Genomic DNA, 16,327 nt, shown 5'->3' on the forward strand with positions numbered 1-16,327 from the left:
CTCAATGCTCCCGGCTGCCAAAGTCGATGCGCGGATCGACCAGGGTGTAGGTGAGGTCGCCGATCAGTTTCACGATCAGCCCCAGCAGGGTGAAGATAAACAGCGTGCCGAACACTACCGGGTAGTCGCGGTTGATCGCGGCCTCAAAGCTCATCAGGCCCAGGCCATCGAGGGAGAAAATTACCTCCACCAGCAAAGACCCGGTAAAGAAGATGCCGATGAATGCCGACGGGAAGCCCGCGATCACCAACAGCATGGCGTTGCGGAACACGTGGCCGTACAGCACGCGATGGTTGGTCAGGCCCTTGGCTTTGGCGGTGACCACGTACTGCTTGTTGATCTCGTCGAGAAAGCTGTTCTTGGTCAGCAGGGTCATGGTGGCGAAGTTGCCGATCACCAACGCCGTGATGGGCAGCGCCAAATGCCAGAAATAGTCGAGGATCTTGCCGCCCCAGCTCAGTTCGTCGAAGTTGTTCGACGTCAGCCCGCGCAAGGGGAACCAGTCAAAGTAACTGCCGCCGGCAAACACCACGATCAACAAAATCGCGAACAGGAACGCCGGGATCGCATAGCCGACAATGATTGCCGAACTGGTCCATACGTCGAAATGGCTGCCGTGCCGCGTGGCCTTGGCGATGCCCAGGGGGATCGACACCAAGTACATGATCAGTGTGCTCCATAACCCGAGGGAGATGGACACTGGCATCTTTTCCTTGATCAGGTCGATGACCTTGGCGTCACGGAAAAAGCTGTCGCCAAAATCCAGCTGGGCGTAGTTCTTGACCATGATCCACAAGCGTTCCGGCGCCGATTTGTCGAAGCCGTACATCGTTTCGATTTCCTTGATCAGCGCCGGGTCCAGGCCCTGGGCGCCACGGTAGCTGCTGGAACCGGCCACCGAGACCTCGGCACCGCCGCCGGCGATACGGCTGGTGGCACCCTCGAAGCCTTCGAGCTTGGCGATCATCTGTTCCACCGGGCCACCGGGGGCGGCCTGGATGATCACGAAGTTGATCAGCAGGATCCCGAACAGCGTGGGGATGATCAGCAACAGGCGGCGAATAATATAGGCCAGCATTCAATCGCCTCCCTTCGCCGACTCGGCGCTTTCGGTGGTGTCCAGGGAAACCGCCGGCTTGACGTTGGGTTTGACCCACCAAGTGGCGGTACCGACGTCGTAGCGTGGCGGGACTTTCGGATGGCCCAGGTGATCCCAGTACGCAACGCGAAAGGTCTTGATGTGCCAGTTGGGAATCACGTAGTAGCCGAACTGCAGCACGCGATCCAGCGCCCTGGCATGGGCCACCAGGCTTTTGCGCGAGTCGGCGTCGATCAACTGTTCCACCAGTTGGTCGACGGCCGGGTCCTTGAGGCCCATGTAGTTGCGGCTGCCGGGTTTGTCGGCGCTGGAGGATTTCCAGAACTCGCGTTGCTCATTACCCGGCGAGGTGGACTGCGGGAAACTGCCCACCAACATGTCGAAGTCCCGCGAGCGGATACGGTTAATGAACTGCGAGACGTCCACCCGACGGATGACCAGGTCAATCCCCAGGTCGGCCAAGTTGCGCTTGAAAGGCAGCAGGATGCGCTCGAACTCGGTCTGCGCCAGCAGGAACTCGATGACCACCGGTTTGCCGTCGGCGTCGACCATCTTGTCGTCCTTGATGCGCCAGCCGGCTTCCTGCAGCAGTTGGTAGGCCTCGCGCTGCTGGGTGCGGATCATGCCGCTGCCGTCGGTTTTGGAAGGCTCGAAGGCCTGGGTGAAGACTTCGGATGGGATTTTTTCGCGCAGCGGCTCGAGGATCTTCAGCTCATCCGGGCCGGGCAGGCCGGTGGCGGCCATCTCGGAGTTTTCGAAGTAACTGCGGGTGCGCGTATAGGCGCCATTGAACAGCTGCTTGTTGCTCCACTCGAAATCCAGCAACAGGCTGATGGCCTTGCGCACGCGCACGTCCTGGAACATCGGCTTGCGCATATTGAACACAAAGCCCTGCATCCCGGTCGGGTTGCCGTTGGGGATTTCTTCCTTGATCAAGCGGCCTTCGGCCACTGCCGGGATGTTGTAGGCGTTGGCCCAGTTCTTGGCGCTGAACTCCAGCCAGTAATCGAACTGCCCGGCCTTCAAGGCTTCGAGGGACACGGTGCTGTCGCGGTAATAGTCGGTGATGCGGTTATCGAAGTTATAGAAGCCCTGGGTGACCGGCAGGTCCTTGGCCCAGTAATCCTTGACCCGCTCGTAGCGAATCATGCGCCCAGGCTTGACCTCGGCGACCTTGTAAGGCCCGCTGCCCAGCGGTACTTCGAGGTTGCCTTTGGCGAAATCACGGGTGGCCCACCAATGCTTGGGCAAGACCGGCAATTGGCCGAGGATCAACGGCAGCTCGCGGTTGTTGGTGCGCTTGAACTTGAACAGCACCTTCAGCGGGTCTTCGGCGATCACTTCGTCGACGTCGGCATAGTAAGTGCGGTAGATCGGCGAACCTTCCTTGATCAGCTCCTGGAAGGTAAACACCACGTCTTCGGCGCGGATGGGGTGGCCGTCATGGAAACGCGCTTCGGGGCGCAGATAGAAGCGCACCCAACTGTTGTCCGGGGCTTTTTCGATCTTGCCGGCGACCAGTCCGTATTCGGTGATCGGCTCGTCGAGGCTTTGCATGGCCAGGGTGTCGTAGATCAGGCCGATGTTGTCGGCCGGTACGCCCTTGCTGATCCACGGGTTGAGGCTGTCAAAACCGCCCATGGCCGACTCGCGGAAGGTACCGCCCTTGGGCGCGTCCGGGTTGACGTAGTCGAAGTGCTTGAAATCGGCGGGGTACTTGGGCTGCTCGTTGTACAGCGTCAGCGCATGTTGCGGAGCGGCCTGGGCCGCAGTGCACAGCAACAGGCTGCCAAGCAGTGCGTTGCGCAGATGCATCATTGGGCTTTCTCCGAGGCTTTCAGCCACCATGCGCTCAGGCCCAGGCTGTAGGGCGGCGTGGTGACAAAGGCGAACCGGTTGCGGTACGCCAGGCGATGATAATTGAGGTACCAGTTGGGAATGCTGTAGTGCTGCCACAGCAGCACCCGGTCCAGTGCGCGGCCGGCGGCCAGTTGTTCTTCGCGGGTCTGCGCCGCCAGCAGTTGTTCGAGCAAGTGATCGACTACCGGGTTGGCAATGCCTGCATAGTTCTTGCTGCCCTTGATCGCGGCCTGGCTGGAGTGGAAGTACTGCCACTGCTCCAGGCCCGGGCTGAGGGTCTGGTTGAGGGTAATCAGGATCATGTCGAAGTCGAATTGATCCAGGCGCTGTTTGTACTGGGCGCGGTCGACGGTGCGCAGGCGCGCGTCGATACCGATGTTGATCAGGTTCTCGACGTAGGGTTGCAGAATGCGCTCCAGGTTCGGGTTGACCAACAGGATCTCGAAGCGCAGCGGTTGCCCCTCCTTGTTCAGCAGGCGCTGCCCGGACAGCTTCCAGCCGGCATCGCCAAGCAGGGCGAGGGCGCGGCGCATGGTCTCGCGGGGGATGCCGCGGCCATCGGTGCGGGGCAGGCTGAAGGCTTGGGTAAACAGCTCGGCCGGCAATTGTTCGCGGTAGGGGGAAAGCATCAGCCATTCATGGCCGACCGGCAGGCCGGTCGCCGAAAATTCGCTGTTGGGGTAGTAGCTCAGGGTACGTTTATAGGCACCGCTGAACAGGGTGCCGTTGGTCCACTCGAAGTCGAACATCAGCCCCATGGCTTCGCGCACCTTGGTCTGGCTGAAGGCCGGGCGTCGGGTGTTCATGAACAGGCCCTGGCTTTGGGTCGGGATCTGGTGGGCAATCTGCGCCTTGATCACCTCGCCCCGGTTCACCGCCGGGAAGTTGTAGCCATTGGCCCAGTTCTTGGCCTGGTGCTCGATGTAGATATCGAATTCGCCGGCCTTGAAGGCTTCGAAGGCCACGTCGCTGTCGCGATAGAATTCCACTTCGACCTTGTTGTAGTTGTAGAAACCCTGGTTGACCGGCAGGTCCTTGCCCCAATAATCCTTGACCCGTTCGAACACCAATTGCCGGCCAGGGGTGACCTTGCTGATGCGGTACGGCCCGCTGCCCAGGGGCGGTTCGAAGGTGGTGGCCTTGAAATCGCGGTTTTTCCAGTAATGCTGGGGCAATACCGGCAGCTCGCCCAGGCGCAGGATCAGCAACGGGTTGCCGGCGCGCTTGAACACAAAGCGGATGCGGTGACGGTTGAGGATATCGACCCGCGCCACTTCCTGCAGGTTAGTGCGGTACTGCGGGTGACCTTCGGTCAGCAGGGTGCGGTAGGAAAACGCCACGTCATAGGCGGTAATCGGCTTGCCATCGTGGAAGCGCGCCTGCGGGCGCAGGTTGAACACCACCCAACTGCGGTCCTCGCTGTACTCCACCGACTGGGCGATCAGCCCATAGCTGGAGGTGGGCTCGTCGCCGGACGGTGCGTACTGGCCGGTGCCGACCATCAACGGCTCGTTCAGCTCATTGACGCCGTATTGCAGGAAATTGGGGGTCGAGACCGGGCTTGAGCCCTTGAAGGTATAGGGGTTGAGCGTATCGAAGGTGCCAAAGGCCATCACCCGCAATGTTCCGCCTTTCGGCGCTGCGGGGTTTACCCAATCGAAGTGGGTGAATTTGGCCGGGTACTTGAGCCTGCCGAACTGCGTATAACCGTGGCTCTCGGTAATCGTCGCGTTCGCAGCAAAGCTCAAGGCCAGACTTATTAGTAGAAGGAGGGGACGCTTCAAGTCAGAGATCCGATCCAGGCGGCTTGGGCTTTATGATCGGTACAGTAACAGCTTGTTCCAGTTGGAAAAAGCCAGTCGGATGATGGAGGTCCCATGTGGGAGCGGGCTTGCTCGCGAAAGCGGAGTGTCAGCCAATATATGTGTGACTGATACACCGCATTCGCGAGCAAGCCCGCTCTCACATAGGCTCCCCAGGTGTTCCCGAGGCCTAGCGCGGCCCGGAAACCACCAGCATCTGCCCCGGCTTCAACGCCTGGCCGGTGCGCGGGTTCCAACGCTTGAGATGTTGCATCTCGACGTTGAAGCGCTTGGCGACGATGTACAACGAGTCGCCTTTCTTGACCTTGTATTGCACGGGCTTCTTGCTGTCAGCCTTCGCCACTAGCTTGCGGGTGTCCTGCATCACCAGGGTCTGGCCGACCTTGAGCGCCTGGCCGTTGAGCTTGTTCCAGCGTTGCAGGTCATGCACATCGACTTTGTTGGCCTTGGCGATCAGCGTGAGGTTGTCGCCGTTGCGTACCTTGTAGCTGCGGGTGCGACCGGCAACCCGCGCGGTCTCGACTTCGTCGAACACCTGCTTTTTTGGGCGCATCGCCAGCAATTCTTCCGGTTTCATCGTCGAAAGGGTGCTGGTCAGCAGTTGCGCCTTGGAGCTTGGCACCAGCAAATGCTGGGGGCCGTCCAGGGTGGTGCGTTGTTTCAGGGCCGGGTTGAGCTGGAACAGCTCGTCTTCGTCGATTTCGGCCAGCGCGGCGACCCGTGACAGGTCCATGCTTTGCTTGACTTCAACCACTTCGAAATAGGGCGTGTTGGCAATCGGGTTCAGGTTGACGCCGTAGGCTTCCGGCGCCAGCACCACCTGTGACAACGCCAGGAACTTGGGCACGTAGTCCTTTGTTTCCTGGGGCAGTGGAAGGTTCCAGTAATCGGTGGGCAGGCCGAGCTTCTCGTTGCGCTCGATGGCCCGGCTCACGGTGCCTTCGCCGGCGTTGTAGGCGGCGAGGGCCAGCAACCAGTCACCGTTGAACATGTCGTGCAGGCGCGTCAGGTAGTCCAGGGCGGCGGTGGTGGAGGCGGTGATGTCGCGGCGGCCGTCGTAGGCGCGGGTCTGGCGCAGGTTGAAGTAGCGCCCGGTGGAGGGAATGAACTGCCACAGGCCGACTGCATCGCTGCGCGAATAGGCCATCGGGTTGTAGGCACTTTCAATCACTGGCAGCAGCGCCAGCTCCAGGGGCATATTGCGCTCTTCAAGGCGTTCGACAATGTAATGAATATAGAGGCTGCCGCGTTCACCGGCGTTTTCAAGGAAGGAGGGGTTGCTGGCGAACCAAAGGCGCTGTTGTTCGATACGCGGGTTTACGCCCACCCCATCCTGCAATTGAAAGCCCCGTCGCATACGCTCCCAAACATCCTGGGGGGCTTCGGGGGTCGGCTTTTCGGAAAGCCAGATGACGGGTTTCTGTTTGATCTTGGCGCTGAGGTTTGGCTTGGGTTGCACGGTGGATTGTGCGGTGAAATTGCTTGATTGGCAGCCCGCCAGCGTGGCGGACACAGCCACCGCCACAGCTTGAGCCAGGCGGGTCAATGCGTCTGAATGGTTGGATTTACGAATAGATGACGACATTGGCTGGAAGTAAGTTCCGGGCAAAAATGTCGGGCGATTCTAGAAAGCGCTTCGGTTCCGGTCAACCATTCAGAATTTACGTATCAAAATGCGTTCTGTTAGAACGCATCTTTCCATGCCCGCAAGCTAGCAAACACCTCGGCCGCAGAGCGGTTGTCGCGTCCACTCCGTTCGTCAGCTTTTTGTTTAACGGATGTTTCAGAGGTACGTAGAAAAGGATTGGTGCGCTTTTCCAGAGCCAGGTTTGAAGGCAGAGAGATCTCGCCAAGGGCGCGCAGTTGGCGGACGATTTCCACCCGTTCGGCGATATCCGCGTTGTCCGGTTCCACCGCTTGGGCAAATTTGAGGTTACTTTGTGTGTATTCGTGCGTGCAGTACACCAACGTATCGCCGGGCAGGGCGGCCAGGCGTTCAAGCGAGGTGTACATCTGTTGCGGCGTGCCTTCGAACAGGCGTCCGCAGCCGGCTGCGAACAGCGTGTCGCCGCAAAACAGCACGCCCTGGTGATAAAACGCGATATGGCCCAAGGTGTGTCCGGGCACTGTATAAACGTCGAAGTCCCAGCCGAGCACTGTGAGGCGGTCGTTGTCGTTCAGGGCCACGTCGCGCGCGGGGATCTTCTCGGCTGCCGGGCCGTAGACCTTGGCGCCCGTCACGCCCTTGAGCTGTTCGACACCGCCGACATGGTCATGGTGATGATGGGTGATAAGAATATCGCTCAAGGTCCACTCCGGGTTCTGCTTGAGCCAGGCCAGCACGGGCGCGGCATCGCCGGGGTCGACCACCGCGCAGCGTTCGGTGCCGGGGTCTTGTAACAACCAGATGTAGTTATCGGTGAAGGCGGGCAGGGCACTGATCTGTATCATTCTTCGATTCGCCAAGCTGAACACATTGGTGCATCTTAGAACGTCTAGGCGAGTTGGAGAATGCAATGACTGATAAAGCGTTCGCCCAGGCCGATCCCGAGTGGCTGGCCCTGATCGGTGCAGCCCGTGAATGGTTGTCCGGCCCCATCGGGCAATTTCTGCTGGAAGAGGAACGGCGCATGCTCGAGGACGAGTTGGGCCGGTTCTTTGGTGGCTACCTGGTGCATTACGGTCCCTCGGCCCAGACGCCGCCGTCCGCGCCCCAGGTGCAGCGCAATGTGCGCCTGGGGGCGCCATTGCCTGGGGTGGAGATCGTCTGCGAGGAACAGGCCTGGCCATTGAGCGAGCACGCCGCTGACGTGGTGGTGTTGCAGCATGGCCTGGATTTTTGCCTCTCGCCCCACGGCTTGCTGCGCGAGGCGGCGAGCAGCGTGCGCCCAGGCGGCCATTTGCTGATTGTCGGGATCAACCCCTGGAGCAGCTGGGGCCTGCGCCATGTGTTTGCCAATGATGCCCTGCGCCAGGCGCGTTGCATCTCGCCGCAACGGGTGGGCGATTGGCTGAACCTGCTGGGCTTCGCGCTGGAGAAACGCCGCTTCGGGTGCTATCGTCCGCCGCTTGCGTCGACCAAGTGGCAAGGCCGGCTGGCCGGCTGGGAGCGCCGCGCGGGTGCCTGGCAGTTGTCGGGGGGCGGCTTCTATCTGCTGGTGGCGCGTAAAATCGTGGTCGGGCTGCGGCCGCTGCAGCAAGTGCGCCGTGAGCCGATAGGCAAGCTGGTGCCGATGCCGATGGCCAAGGTCAACCGCAGGCAAAGCGACGCGTAAACTTCTTTGAATTGATTCCGAGTAACCGATGACCGATAGCGTAGAACTCTTCACCGATGGCGCCTGCAAGGGCAACCCAGGCCCAGGCGGGTGGGGCGCGTTGCTGGTGTGCAAGGGCGTGGAGAAAGAGTTGTGGGGCGGTGAAGCCAACACCACCAACAACCGCATGGAGCTGATGGGCGCCATTCGCGGCCTGGAAGAACTCAAGCGCCGCTGCAACGTGCTGCTGGTGACCGACTCGCAGTACGTGATGAAGGGCATCAACGAGTGGATGGTCAACTGGAAGAAGCGTGGCTGGAAGACCGCGGCCAAGGAACCGGTGAAGAATGCCGACCTGTGGCAACTGCTCGACGAACAATGCAACCGCCATGACATCACCTGGAAATGGGTGCGCGGCCACATCGGCCACCCTGGCAACGAGCGCGCCGACCAACTGGCCAACCGGGGCGTGGATGAAGTGCGCGGCTACAAGCAGAGCTGATGCCGAATCACGTGGTAATATTGCGCCCTTTGAAATACACCGTTGAGAGCTGAACCCTGATGGCCATCCGATCTGTTGTACTCGATACCGAAACCACCGGCATGCCGGTGACCGACGGCCACCGGATCATTGAAATCGGCTGTGTCGAACTGATGGGCCGGCGCCTCACCGGCCGTCACTTCCACGTCTACCTGCAACCGGATCGTGACAGTGACGAAGGCGCGATCGGCGTGCACGGTATCACCGATGAATTCCTCAAGGGCAAGCCGCGCTTTGCCGAAGTCGCGGATGAATTCTTCGAATTCATCAACGGCGCCCAGTTGATCATCCATAACGCGGCGTTCGACATCGGCTTCATCAATAACGAATTTGCCCTGATGGGGCAGACCGATCGTGCCGATATTTCCAAGCACTGCACGATCCTCGACACCTTGATGATGGCGCGCGAGCGTCACCCCGGCCAGCGCAACAGCCTCGACGCCCTGTGCAAGCGTTATGGCGTCGACAACTCCGGCCGCGAACTCCATGGCGCCTTGCTCGACTCCGAGATTCTCGCCGACGTCTACCTGACCATGACCGGCGGGCAAACCAGCCTGTCCCTGGCCGGTAACGCCTCCGACGGCACCGGCTCGGCGGAAGGTTCGGGCAACCGTCCTTCGGAAATCCGCCGCCTGCCGTCGGACCGCAGGCCTACCCCGGTTATTCGGGCGAGCGAGCAGGACCTGGTTGAGCATGCGGCGCGGTTGGAGGCGATTGCCAAGTCGGCGGGCGCGCCGGCGTTATGGACCCAACTGACCCAGCAATAATCGCCAGCCGAACGCGGTCAAAACTGTGGGAGCGAGCAAGCCAGCTCCCACAGTTGATCCCCACTGCCTGCGAAATCTTCATTCGCCACATTCACGCCCAGCTTCTACCCTTGAGTGCATAGCCCTCAGGACGCCCAAGCACTCATGTACAAAGACCTGAAGTTCCCCGTACTCATCGTGCACCGCGACATCAAGGCCGACACCGTTGCCGGTGACCGGGTTCGAGGCATTGCCAGGGAGTTGGAACAAGAGGGCTTCAGTATCATCCAGGCGGTGGATTACGCCGAAGGCCGGCTGGTGGCGGCTACCCACCATGGCCTGGCCTGCATGTTGATTGCCGCCGAAGGCGCCGGCGAGAATACCCACCTGCTGCAAAACATGGTCGAGCTGATCCGCCTGGCACGCCTGCGAGCGCCGAACCTGCCGATCTTTGCCCTGGGCGAGCAAGTCACCCTGGAAAACGCGCCGGCCGACGCCATGAGCGAACTCAACCAACTGCGCGGTATTCTGTACCTGTTCGAAGACACCGTGCCGTTTCTTGCGCGGCAGGTCGCCCGCGCGACGCGCACCTACCTCGATGGCTTGTTGCCTCCTTTCTTCAAGGCGTTGGTACAACATACCGCTGACTCCAATTACTCATGGCACACCCCCGGCCATGGCGGCGGCGTGGCTTATCGCAAAAGCCCGGTAGGGCAGGCGTTTCACCAGTTCTTCGGGGAAAACACCCTGCGCTCCGACCTGTCGGTGTCAGTGCCCGAGCTGGGCTCGTTGCTGGATCACACCGGGCCGCTGGCCGAGGCCGAGGCCCGCGCCGCGCGCAATTTCGGCGCCGACCATACCTTCTTCGTGATCAACGGCACCTCCACCGCCAACAAGATCGTCTGGCACTCCATGGTCGGCCGCGATGATCTGGTGCTGGTCGACCGCAACTGCCACAAGTCGGTGCTGCACTCGATCATCATGACCGGCGCGATTCCTTTGTACCTGTGTCCGGAGCGCAATGAACTGGGGATCATCGGCCCGATTCCCCTGAGCGAATTCAGCCCCGAGTCGATACGCGCCAAGATCGACGCCAGCCCGCTGACCCATGGCCGACCGCCGAAGGTCAAGCTGGCGGTGGTCACCAACTCCACCTACGACGGCCTGTGCTACAACGCCCAGATGATCAAGCAGCAGTTGGGCAACAGCGTCGAGGTGCTGCATTTTGACGAAGCCTGGTACGCCTACGCGGCGTTTCATGAGTTCTTCGCCGGACGCTATGGCATGGGCACGTCGCGCACCCCGGACAGCCCGCTGGTGTTCACCACGCACTCGACCCATAAGCTGCTGGCGGCGTTCAGCCAGGCCTCGATGATCCATGTGCAGGACGGCGGCGCGCGCCAATTGGACCGTGATCGTTTCAACGAAGCCTTCATGATGCATATTTCCACTTCGCCGCAATACAGCATCATTGCGTCGCTGGACGTTGCCTCGGCGATGATGGAAGGCCCGGCGGGTCGTTCGCTGCTGCAGGAAATGTTCGACGAGGCCTTGAGTTTCCGCCGCGCCCTGGCCAACCTGCGCCAGCACATTGGCCCTGAGGATTGGTGGTTCTCCATCTGGCAACCGCCGTCGGTGTCGGGCGTCGACCGGGTGATTACGGCAGATTGGCTGCTGCATCCGGAGGACGATTGGCATGGCTTTGGCGATGTGGTCGAAGACTACGTGCTGCTGGACCCGATCAAAGTGACCCTGGTGATGCCTGGCCTCACCGCCGGCGGCGCCCTGAGCGACTGCGGCATTCCCGCGGCCGTGGTCAGCAAATTCCTCTGGGAGCGGGGCCTGGTGGTGGAAAAGACCGGGCTGTATTCCTTCCTGGTGCTGTTTTCCATGGGCATCACCAAAGGCAAATGGAGTACCTTGCTTACCGAGTTGCTGGAATTCAAGCGCAGCTACGACGCCAATGTCAGCCTGGCCAGTTGCCTGCCATCGGTGTTTGCACAAGGCCCGCTGCGGTATCAGGGCCTGGGCTTGCGCGACCTGTGTGATCAATTGCACAGTTGTTACCGCAGCAATGCCACCGCCAGGCACCTCAAGCGCATGTACACCGTGCTACCGGAAATCGCCATGAAACCGGCCGACGCCTACGACCAATTGGTGAGAGGCGAAGTGGAGGCGGTTTCCATTGATGCCTTGCCAGGGCGCGTCGCAGCCGTGATGCTGGTGCCTTATCCGCCCGGCATTCCATTGATCATGCCGGGCGAGCGCTTTACCGAGTCGACGCGTTCGATCATCGATTACCTGGCCTTCGCCCGGACGTTCGATAGCAGTTTTCCCGGTTTTGTTGCTGATGTTCATGGGTTGCAACACGAAGACGACGGCAGTGGTCGTTGTTACACCGTCGATTGCATCAAGGGTTAAGAATGTTTATGCAAGCTGTAATGAACCCGAAGTATCCGGGGCTCAGTGTCCGGGTCGCCGACGAGGGCTTTGATGCCTACGTATGGGGCAATGACTTCAGCTTTGAGGTCAGCGCCTACGGTGAGCCGCAGATGGGCAAGCGGGTCGATCAATGGCCCGTGGAGCGCATCCTGCCGTACCGCAAGTGCTATGGGATCGATCCCGAGGAGTTCGCCAGTTTTCGCGACGCGCCCGACAGCGCGATCTTCATGGCCTACCTGGACGACCGCCCGGTGGGGCACATCGTGGTCAGTACCAATTGGAACGGTTTTGCCCATGTCGATGAGCTGGCCGTGGTCCTGCCGGCGCGGCGCCATGGGGTGGCCAAGGCATTGCTGGATGTGGCGCAGTTCTGGAGTCGCAAGAAAAACCTGCCGGGCATGATGCTGGAAACCCAGAACAACAACCTCGGCGCCTGCCGTTTGTATGAGCGCTGCGGTTATGTGATGGGCGGGATTGACCACCTGCGCTATCGCGGCATTGACCCGCAAACCCGCGAAGTGGCGATATTCTGGTACCGGTTGTTCAAGAGCGAAGCCGACAAGGCTTAGCCCGCCAGCAGGCCTTCGGCCTTCTGCGTCACGATCTCCAGCAGCGCATTCAGCGCGGGGGAGGCTGCGGCTTCCTTGAGGGTCAGCGCATACAGGCTGACCATGATCGGCGGCGACACCGGGCACGCATCCAGCCCCGCCTCCCGCGCGCCGCACGCGGTGAAGGGGTCGACCACCGCCAAGCCTTCTCCGGCTTCCACCATGCTGCGCATCATCTGGTAGGTCTGTACGCGCGTCTGCACCACCGGCAAGGGGCGCAAGGCTTGCAGCTTGGCGTCCAGCAGGCGGCTGAGCGGGTCCTGGCCCTCAAGCCCGATCATCGATTGTCCCGCCAGGTCCTGCACCGCGATGTACTTCTGCCTGGGTTTGAGCCAGCCATGGGGGGCGAGCAATTGCAGCTTGCCCTGGGCCAGCACGACGCTGTGGATCTGCGGGTGTTGCGGATCATGCAGGCTCAGTCCCACGTCGGCTTCGTGCAGCAGCAGGCTCCTGACGATCTCTCGGGTGGGCTGGCTCGACAGGTTGCACGGGGTGTCCTGGAAGCGCCGGCGTAGCATCGCGATGCTTTGCGGCAGCAGTTGGTTAGCCAGGGGCGGCGTGCACAGCGCGCGCAGGGTCGGGGCGTGATGGTGTTTCAAGCGGCTGGCCAGGCGTTGCACGGGTTCCAGCGCCTCATACACATGGGCGATGTGTACCTGCAACTCCAGGGTTTCGCGGGTTGCCTGCAAACGTCCACGGACGCTGGCAAAGAGCATAAAGCCCAGTTGCTGCTCGGCTTCCTTGAGCGCCGCCTCCACATCGCCCACGGGAAGTTGCAACCACTCGGCGGCCAGGCCTGGGTGTCCGGTCTGCAAAATGGCCTGAATCACTTCGATATGACGTAAACGCATCGCCGGAGTCTATGTGCAGCGCGCTGTGTATTCAATAGAATGGCTGCGCTGATCATCAACGACCAAAGCCGGCTACCGGCGTTAACAACAAAAACAGGTCTGGTCTCAAATGCCTTTACCCTCGACATTCCTCGGGGTAACGGTCAAGCAGTGGGTGGTCCTGGTGACCATCGGGTGCGCGGCCGCTTATCTCTTCAACATTCAAAGCGAAACGACGCCGGAAAACCTGGCACTTGAGGCGTTCATTCGCTCACAGGAACAGGTGGCCGAACAGGTGGGCGCGGTGCTGGACGTGGCGCTGGTCAGGCAGGTGGTCGCGCATCCCGGTTACAACACGGCGGGTTACCAGCGTTCAATCTTCGCGGTGGAGGGCGAGCGCGGGCGTTTACTGGTGACCTTGAAACAGGTCGAGGGCGAGCAGGAAATTGAAGTCACGCAGATTCATCGGCCGTGATCGCCCCGGCCCAGTCGACGCCATCATCAATGGCCAGGACCGGGCAGGTGGACAAGGCGAGCCTTATGAAGCGAGTGTGGTTTGCGACTCGCGCACAAGAATGGTGCCCGACTGAATCAGCTTGAATTCGTCGCCTTCCAGTTTCTCTACACGATCGCCAATGGCCAGCTTGTAGGTGGTGGTAGGTGCCGAGCCAGCCAGGGCGCCTTGCGCTGGGTCTGATTCCTGGAACTCATGCACCGAATACACACGTCCTTCCGCGTCTCTGGCATGAAACTGTCCGACTAGTACTGCTGCCATCTGTTAGAACCTCTGGAGATAAACACTCGATTTGCGGTTCTGTAGACCGTTATGGAGCGGGGTAGTTTACTTACGAAATAAAAATACTATTCGTCGGTAATTTCAGACGTTTCCTACGCGTTATGTCGCAAGGTAAACGTCCTGTGGATTCTCAAAACCTTCTGGTGCGCACGCCGCGAAGACTTTATAACTACAAGCTCCTTTAGTCAGACGTCGGGAAACCCCAATGAGCAAGGTCTACACCGTAGCCGTCGTGGTCGGCAGCTTGAGAAAAGACTCGATCAACCGCAAAGTCGCGCTGGCACTGGCCGAACTGGCCCCTGCCAACCTGAAGTTGAACATTGTGGAAATTGGCGATTTGCCGCTCTACAACGAAGACATTGACGGCGATTCACCGCCCGCAGCCTACAGTACTTTCCGCCAACAGGTGAGTTCATCCGACGCGGTGCTGTTCGTGACCCCGGAATACAACCGCTCCGTGCCCGCGCCGTTGAAGAATGCGATTGACGTAGGTTCCCGGCCGTACGGCCAGAGTGCCTGGAGCGGCAAGCCGGGGGCAATCATCAGCGTGTCGCCGGGTGCGATTGGCGGGTTTGGCGCCAACCATCATCTGCGCCAGTCCCTGGTGTTCCTGGATGTGTGGTGCATGCAGCAGCCGGAAGCCTACCTGGGTGGGGCGGGCAGTGTGTTTGATGAGGCGGGGAAGGTGTCGGAAAAGACCAAGCCGTTCCTGCAGGCGTTTATTGATGCCTATGCCAAGTGGGTCGAAAAACAGCACGCCTGAATTGACAATGAGCCTCATGTGGGAGCTGGCTTGCCTGCGATGCAGACATCGCGGTGCAGCAGATACACCGTGTGATGCCATCGCAGCATGAGTATCTACACAACTTTCAACGGTGTGTGGCGAGGGAACTTGCTTGTGTGGCGGCCTTCGGGCCTACCTTTTTTTTGGGTTTGACGGCGTACATATCCGTTGCTGCGGTAACGGCGGCTATTGGTTCCGCCCTTACGGCGGGTCACTTTCGAAAAGCGCGAAAGTAACCAAATGTATGGTCAGCCCACCTTTTGCTATCCAGTCACGATGAACGGTAAATCAGGCTTGCGCTAATGTATCCGGGCTCCTTGTGAGCGCGGGTACACGCTCGGCCCTTGATGAGTATTCGCTCCTGCCTGTCCTTAAAAGCGCTTCAGCTGCGAAAGCTGCTTTGGTTATCAGGTTCTCAGCCAGGATGTCTGCCGTTTATCGTCATCAGCTACTGACGTCGCAAAAGCTGGTGGTAAAGCCGGATTATGCGGTGGCATGCCCGTTGTAGGTGCCACCTTTGGTCAATAGCGCCCAGACAATCCTGGCCATTTTATTAGCCAGCGCACAGGCAACTTTGTTGAGCGGTTTTCGAGCTAATAGACTTCTGGCCCAGACCCCAAGGGCATCGTTTCGTTTATCGATTCGATAAAGCAGGGTTTGGGCGCCCTGCATCAGCAAGGTTCGCAAATACCTGTCCCCACGCTTGCTGATACCCAGGAGAGTGGTTTGCCCTCCAGTCGAGTATTGCCGCGGCACCAACCCTAAGGACGCCGAAAAATCTCGGGACGATTTATACATCGAAGCGTCCCCGACATCGGCCACCAGCGCGCTAGCGATGAGGGGGCCGATGCCGGGGATGCTCTGTAATCTTTTGCCGGCGTCACTCCCATTTACTTGCTGCTTGATCTCGGTATCCAGCGCTTTGATTTCGCGAGTCAATTGACGAATGTCATCAAGCATCCGACTAATAGCCTGCCGCAGGCGCAGAGGTAGATTGTGCTCTTCCATCAATGCAGGAACCCGCTCCAACGCAGCATAGCCGGCGGGAAAGATAACGCCAAACTCAAGTAAGAACCCGTGCACCTGGTTGATCACTCCAGTGCGTCGACTCACCAGTGATTTACGCAGTTTATGCACGGTCGACAGCACCTGCTGGTCAACTGATTTCACCTGTACACATCGCGTTCTGGGACGTGATGCGGCTTCGCAAATAGCCTCGGCATCAATGAAGTCGTTCTTGTTGCCGGTGACGTAAGCCTTCACATGCTGCGGCGCAATCAGTTGGACCTGATGACCGAGCTTGGTGATTTCTCTGGCAAGAAACTGTGATCCGCCACAGGATTCCATGGCAACTTTGCAGGGTGGCATTTGTGCAAGTAATGGCAGCAACTGTCGGCGATTGAGCTTCTTGCGCAATACCTGATGGCCTTGTGCGTCTTGGCCGTGCAAGTGGAAGCTGTTCTTGCCAATGTCGATGCCTAGAAGCGTTACGCTGTTCATGAGAAAGCCTCCTCAAGAAAAGTGAGAACCCCAGTAGTTTAGAC

General features: G+C 59.9%; 15 protein-coding genes. 7 read left to right on the forward strand and 8 right to left on the reverse strand.

Features of this window, described 5'->3' with window-relative positions:
* Nucleotide 1: 1 nt before the first annotated feature.
* The 5 genes from ACLH0H_RS24235 to gloB all read right to left on the reverse strand — a co-directional run bounded on the left by ACLH0H_RS24235 (nt 2) and on the right by gloB (nt 7,233).
* Nucleotides 2-1,078 carry a microcin C ABC transporter permease YejB gene (locus tag ACLH0H_RS24235; RefSeq protein ID WP_411379960.1) on the reverse strand — a complete coding sequence of 359 codons (1,077 nt, stop codon included), beginning with the start codon at nt 1,076-1,078 and terminating at the stop codon, nt 2-4.
* Nucleotides 1,079-2,917 (reverse strand): extracellular solute-binding protein, encoded by a 1,839-nt coding sequence (locus ACLH0H_RS24240; protein ID WP_411379961.1) that lies wholly within the window; start codon nt 2,915-2,917, stop codon nt 1,079-1,081.
* The gene (locus ACLH0H_RS24245) at nt 2,914-4,743 is read right to left on the reverse strand and encodes an extracellular solute-binding protein (protein ID WP_411379962.1); all 1,830 of its coding nucleotides are present in this window, start codon (nt 4,741-4,743) and stop codon (nt 2,914-2,916) included. Before ACLH0H_RS24245 ends, ACLH0H_RS24240 begins: the two co-directional genes overlap by 4 nt.
* Nucleotides 4,744-4,951: 208 nt before the next feature.
* Nucleotides 4,952-6,367: a transglycosylase SLT domain-containing protein gene (locus tag ACLH0H_RS24250; RefSeq protein ID WP_411379963.1), complete on the reverse strand. Its 1,416-nt coding sequence runs from the start codon at nt 6,365-6,367 to the stop codon at nt 4,952-4,954.
* Nucleotides 6,368-6,465: 98 nt separating this feature from the next.
* Nucleotides 6,466-7,233 (reverse strand): hydroxyacylglutathione hydrolase, encoded by a 768-nt coding sequence (gene gloB, locus ACLH0H_RS24255; RefSeq protein ID WP_411379964.1) that lies wholly within the window; start codon nt 7,231-7,233, stop codon nt 6,466-6,468.
* A 65-nt stretch (nt 7,234-7,298) separates the two neighbouring features.
* Here gloB and ACLH0H_RS24260 point away from each other — a divergent pair, with 65 nt between their 5' ends.
* From ACLH0H_RS24260 to ACLH0H_RS24280, 5 genes are all read left to right on the forward strand, one after another.
* Nucleotides 7,299-8,057, forward strand: coding sequence for a methyltransferase domain-containing protein (locus ACLH0H_RS24260; RefSeq protein ID WP_076952463.1), 759 nt, complete (start codon nt 7,299-7,301; stop codon nt 8,055-8,057).
* A gap of 28 nt (nt 8,058-8,085) precedes the next feature.
* Nucleotides 8,086-8,538, forward strand: coding sequence for a ribonuclease HI (rnhA, locus tag ACLH0H_RS24265; protein ID WP_003173571.1), 453 nt, complete (start codon nt 8,086-8,088; stop codon nt 8,536-8,538).
* A 65-nt stretch (nt 8,539-8,603) separates the two neighbouring features.
* Nucleotides 8,604-9,344, forward strand: a complete 741-nt coding sequence (dnaQ, locus tag ACLH0H_RS24270) for a DNA polymerase III subunit epsilon (RefSeq protein WP_411382459.1) — start codon at nt 8,604-8,606, stop codon at nt 9,342-9,344.
* A 144-nt stretch (nt 9,345-9,488) separates the two neighbouring features.
* Entirely contained in the window at nt 9,489-11,744 is a 2,256-nt protein-coding gene (locus ACLH0H_RS24275; RefSeq protein WP_411379965.1) for an Orn/Lys/Arg decarboxylase N-terminal domain-containing protein, read from the forward strand.
* A 20-nt stretch (nt 11,745-11,764) separates the two neighbouring features.
* Complete coding sequence (locus ACLH0H_RS24280; protein ID WP_186691451.1) at nt 11,765-12,334, forward strand: GNAT family N-acetyltransferase; 570 nt, start codon at nt 11,765-11,767, stop codon at nt 12,332-12,334.
* On the opposite strand, the gene ACLH0H_RS24285 is transcribed toward ACLH0H_RS24280, so the two are convergent.
* Nucleotides 12,331-13,224 carry a LysR substrate-binding domain-containing protein gene (locus tag ACLH0H_RS24285; RefSeq protein WP_411379966.1) on the reverse strand — a complete coding sequence of 298 codons (894 nt, stop codon included), beginning with the start codon at nt 13,222-13,224 and terminating at the stop codon, nt 12,331-12,333. The genes ACLH0H_RS24280 and ACLH0H_RS24285 overlap by 4 nt on opposite strands.
* Before the next feature lie 109 nt (nt 13,225-13,333).
* On the opposite strand from ACLH0H_RS24285, the gene ACLH0H_RS24290 reads away from it, so the two are divergent.
* A complete protein-coding gene (locus ACLH0H_RS24290) occupies nt 13,334-13,678 on the forward strand; it encodes a hypothetical protein (RefSeq protein WP_411379967.1) in 345 nt (114 codons plus the stop codon).
* Nucleotides 13,679-13,741: 63 nt separating this feature from the next.
* Here ACLH0H_RS24290 and ACLH0H_RS24295 read toward each other — a convergent pair whose 3' ends face one another.
* Complete coding sequence (locus tag ACLH0H_RS24295) at nt 13,742-13,978, reverse strand: hypothetical protein (protein ID WP_076952458.1); 237 nt, start codon at nt 13,976-13,978, stop codon at nt 13,742-13,744.
* Nucleotides 13,979-14,204: 226 nt separating this feature from the next.
* Here ACLH0H_RS24295 and ACLH0H_RS24300 point away from each other — a divergent pair, with 226 nt between their 5' ends.
* Nucleotides 14,205-14,762 (forward strand): NADPH-dependent FMN reductase, encoded by a 558-nt coding sequence (locus ACLH0H_RS24300; protein ID WP_186691428.1) that lies wholly within the window; start codon nt 14,205-14,207, stop codon nt 14,760-14,762.
* Nucleotides 14,763-15,266: 504 nt separating this feature from the next.
* On the opposite strand, the gene ACLH0H_RS24305 is transcribed toward ACLH0H_RS24300, so the two are convergent.
* Entirely contained in the window at nt 15,267-16,283 is a 1,017-nt protein-coding gene (locus ACLH0H_RS24305; protein ID WP_411379243.1) for an IS110 family transposase, read from the reverse strand.
* Nucleotides 16,284-16,327: the final 44 nt, after the last annotated feature.

Origin of the sequence: Pseudomonas sp. MPB26, from assembly GCF_046605355.1 — a bacterium.
In the GTDB taxonomy this organism is placed as follows: domain Bacteria; phylum Pseudomonadota; class Gammaproteobacteria; order Pseudomonadales; family Pseudomonadaceae; genus Aquipseudomonas; species Aquipseudomonas cedrina.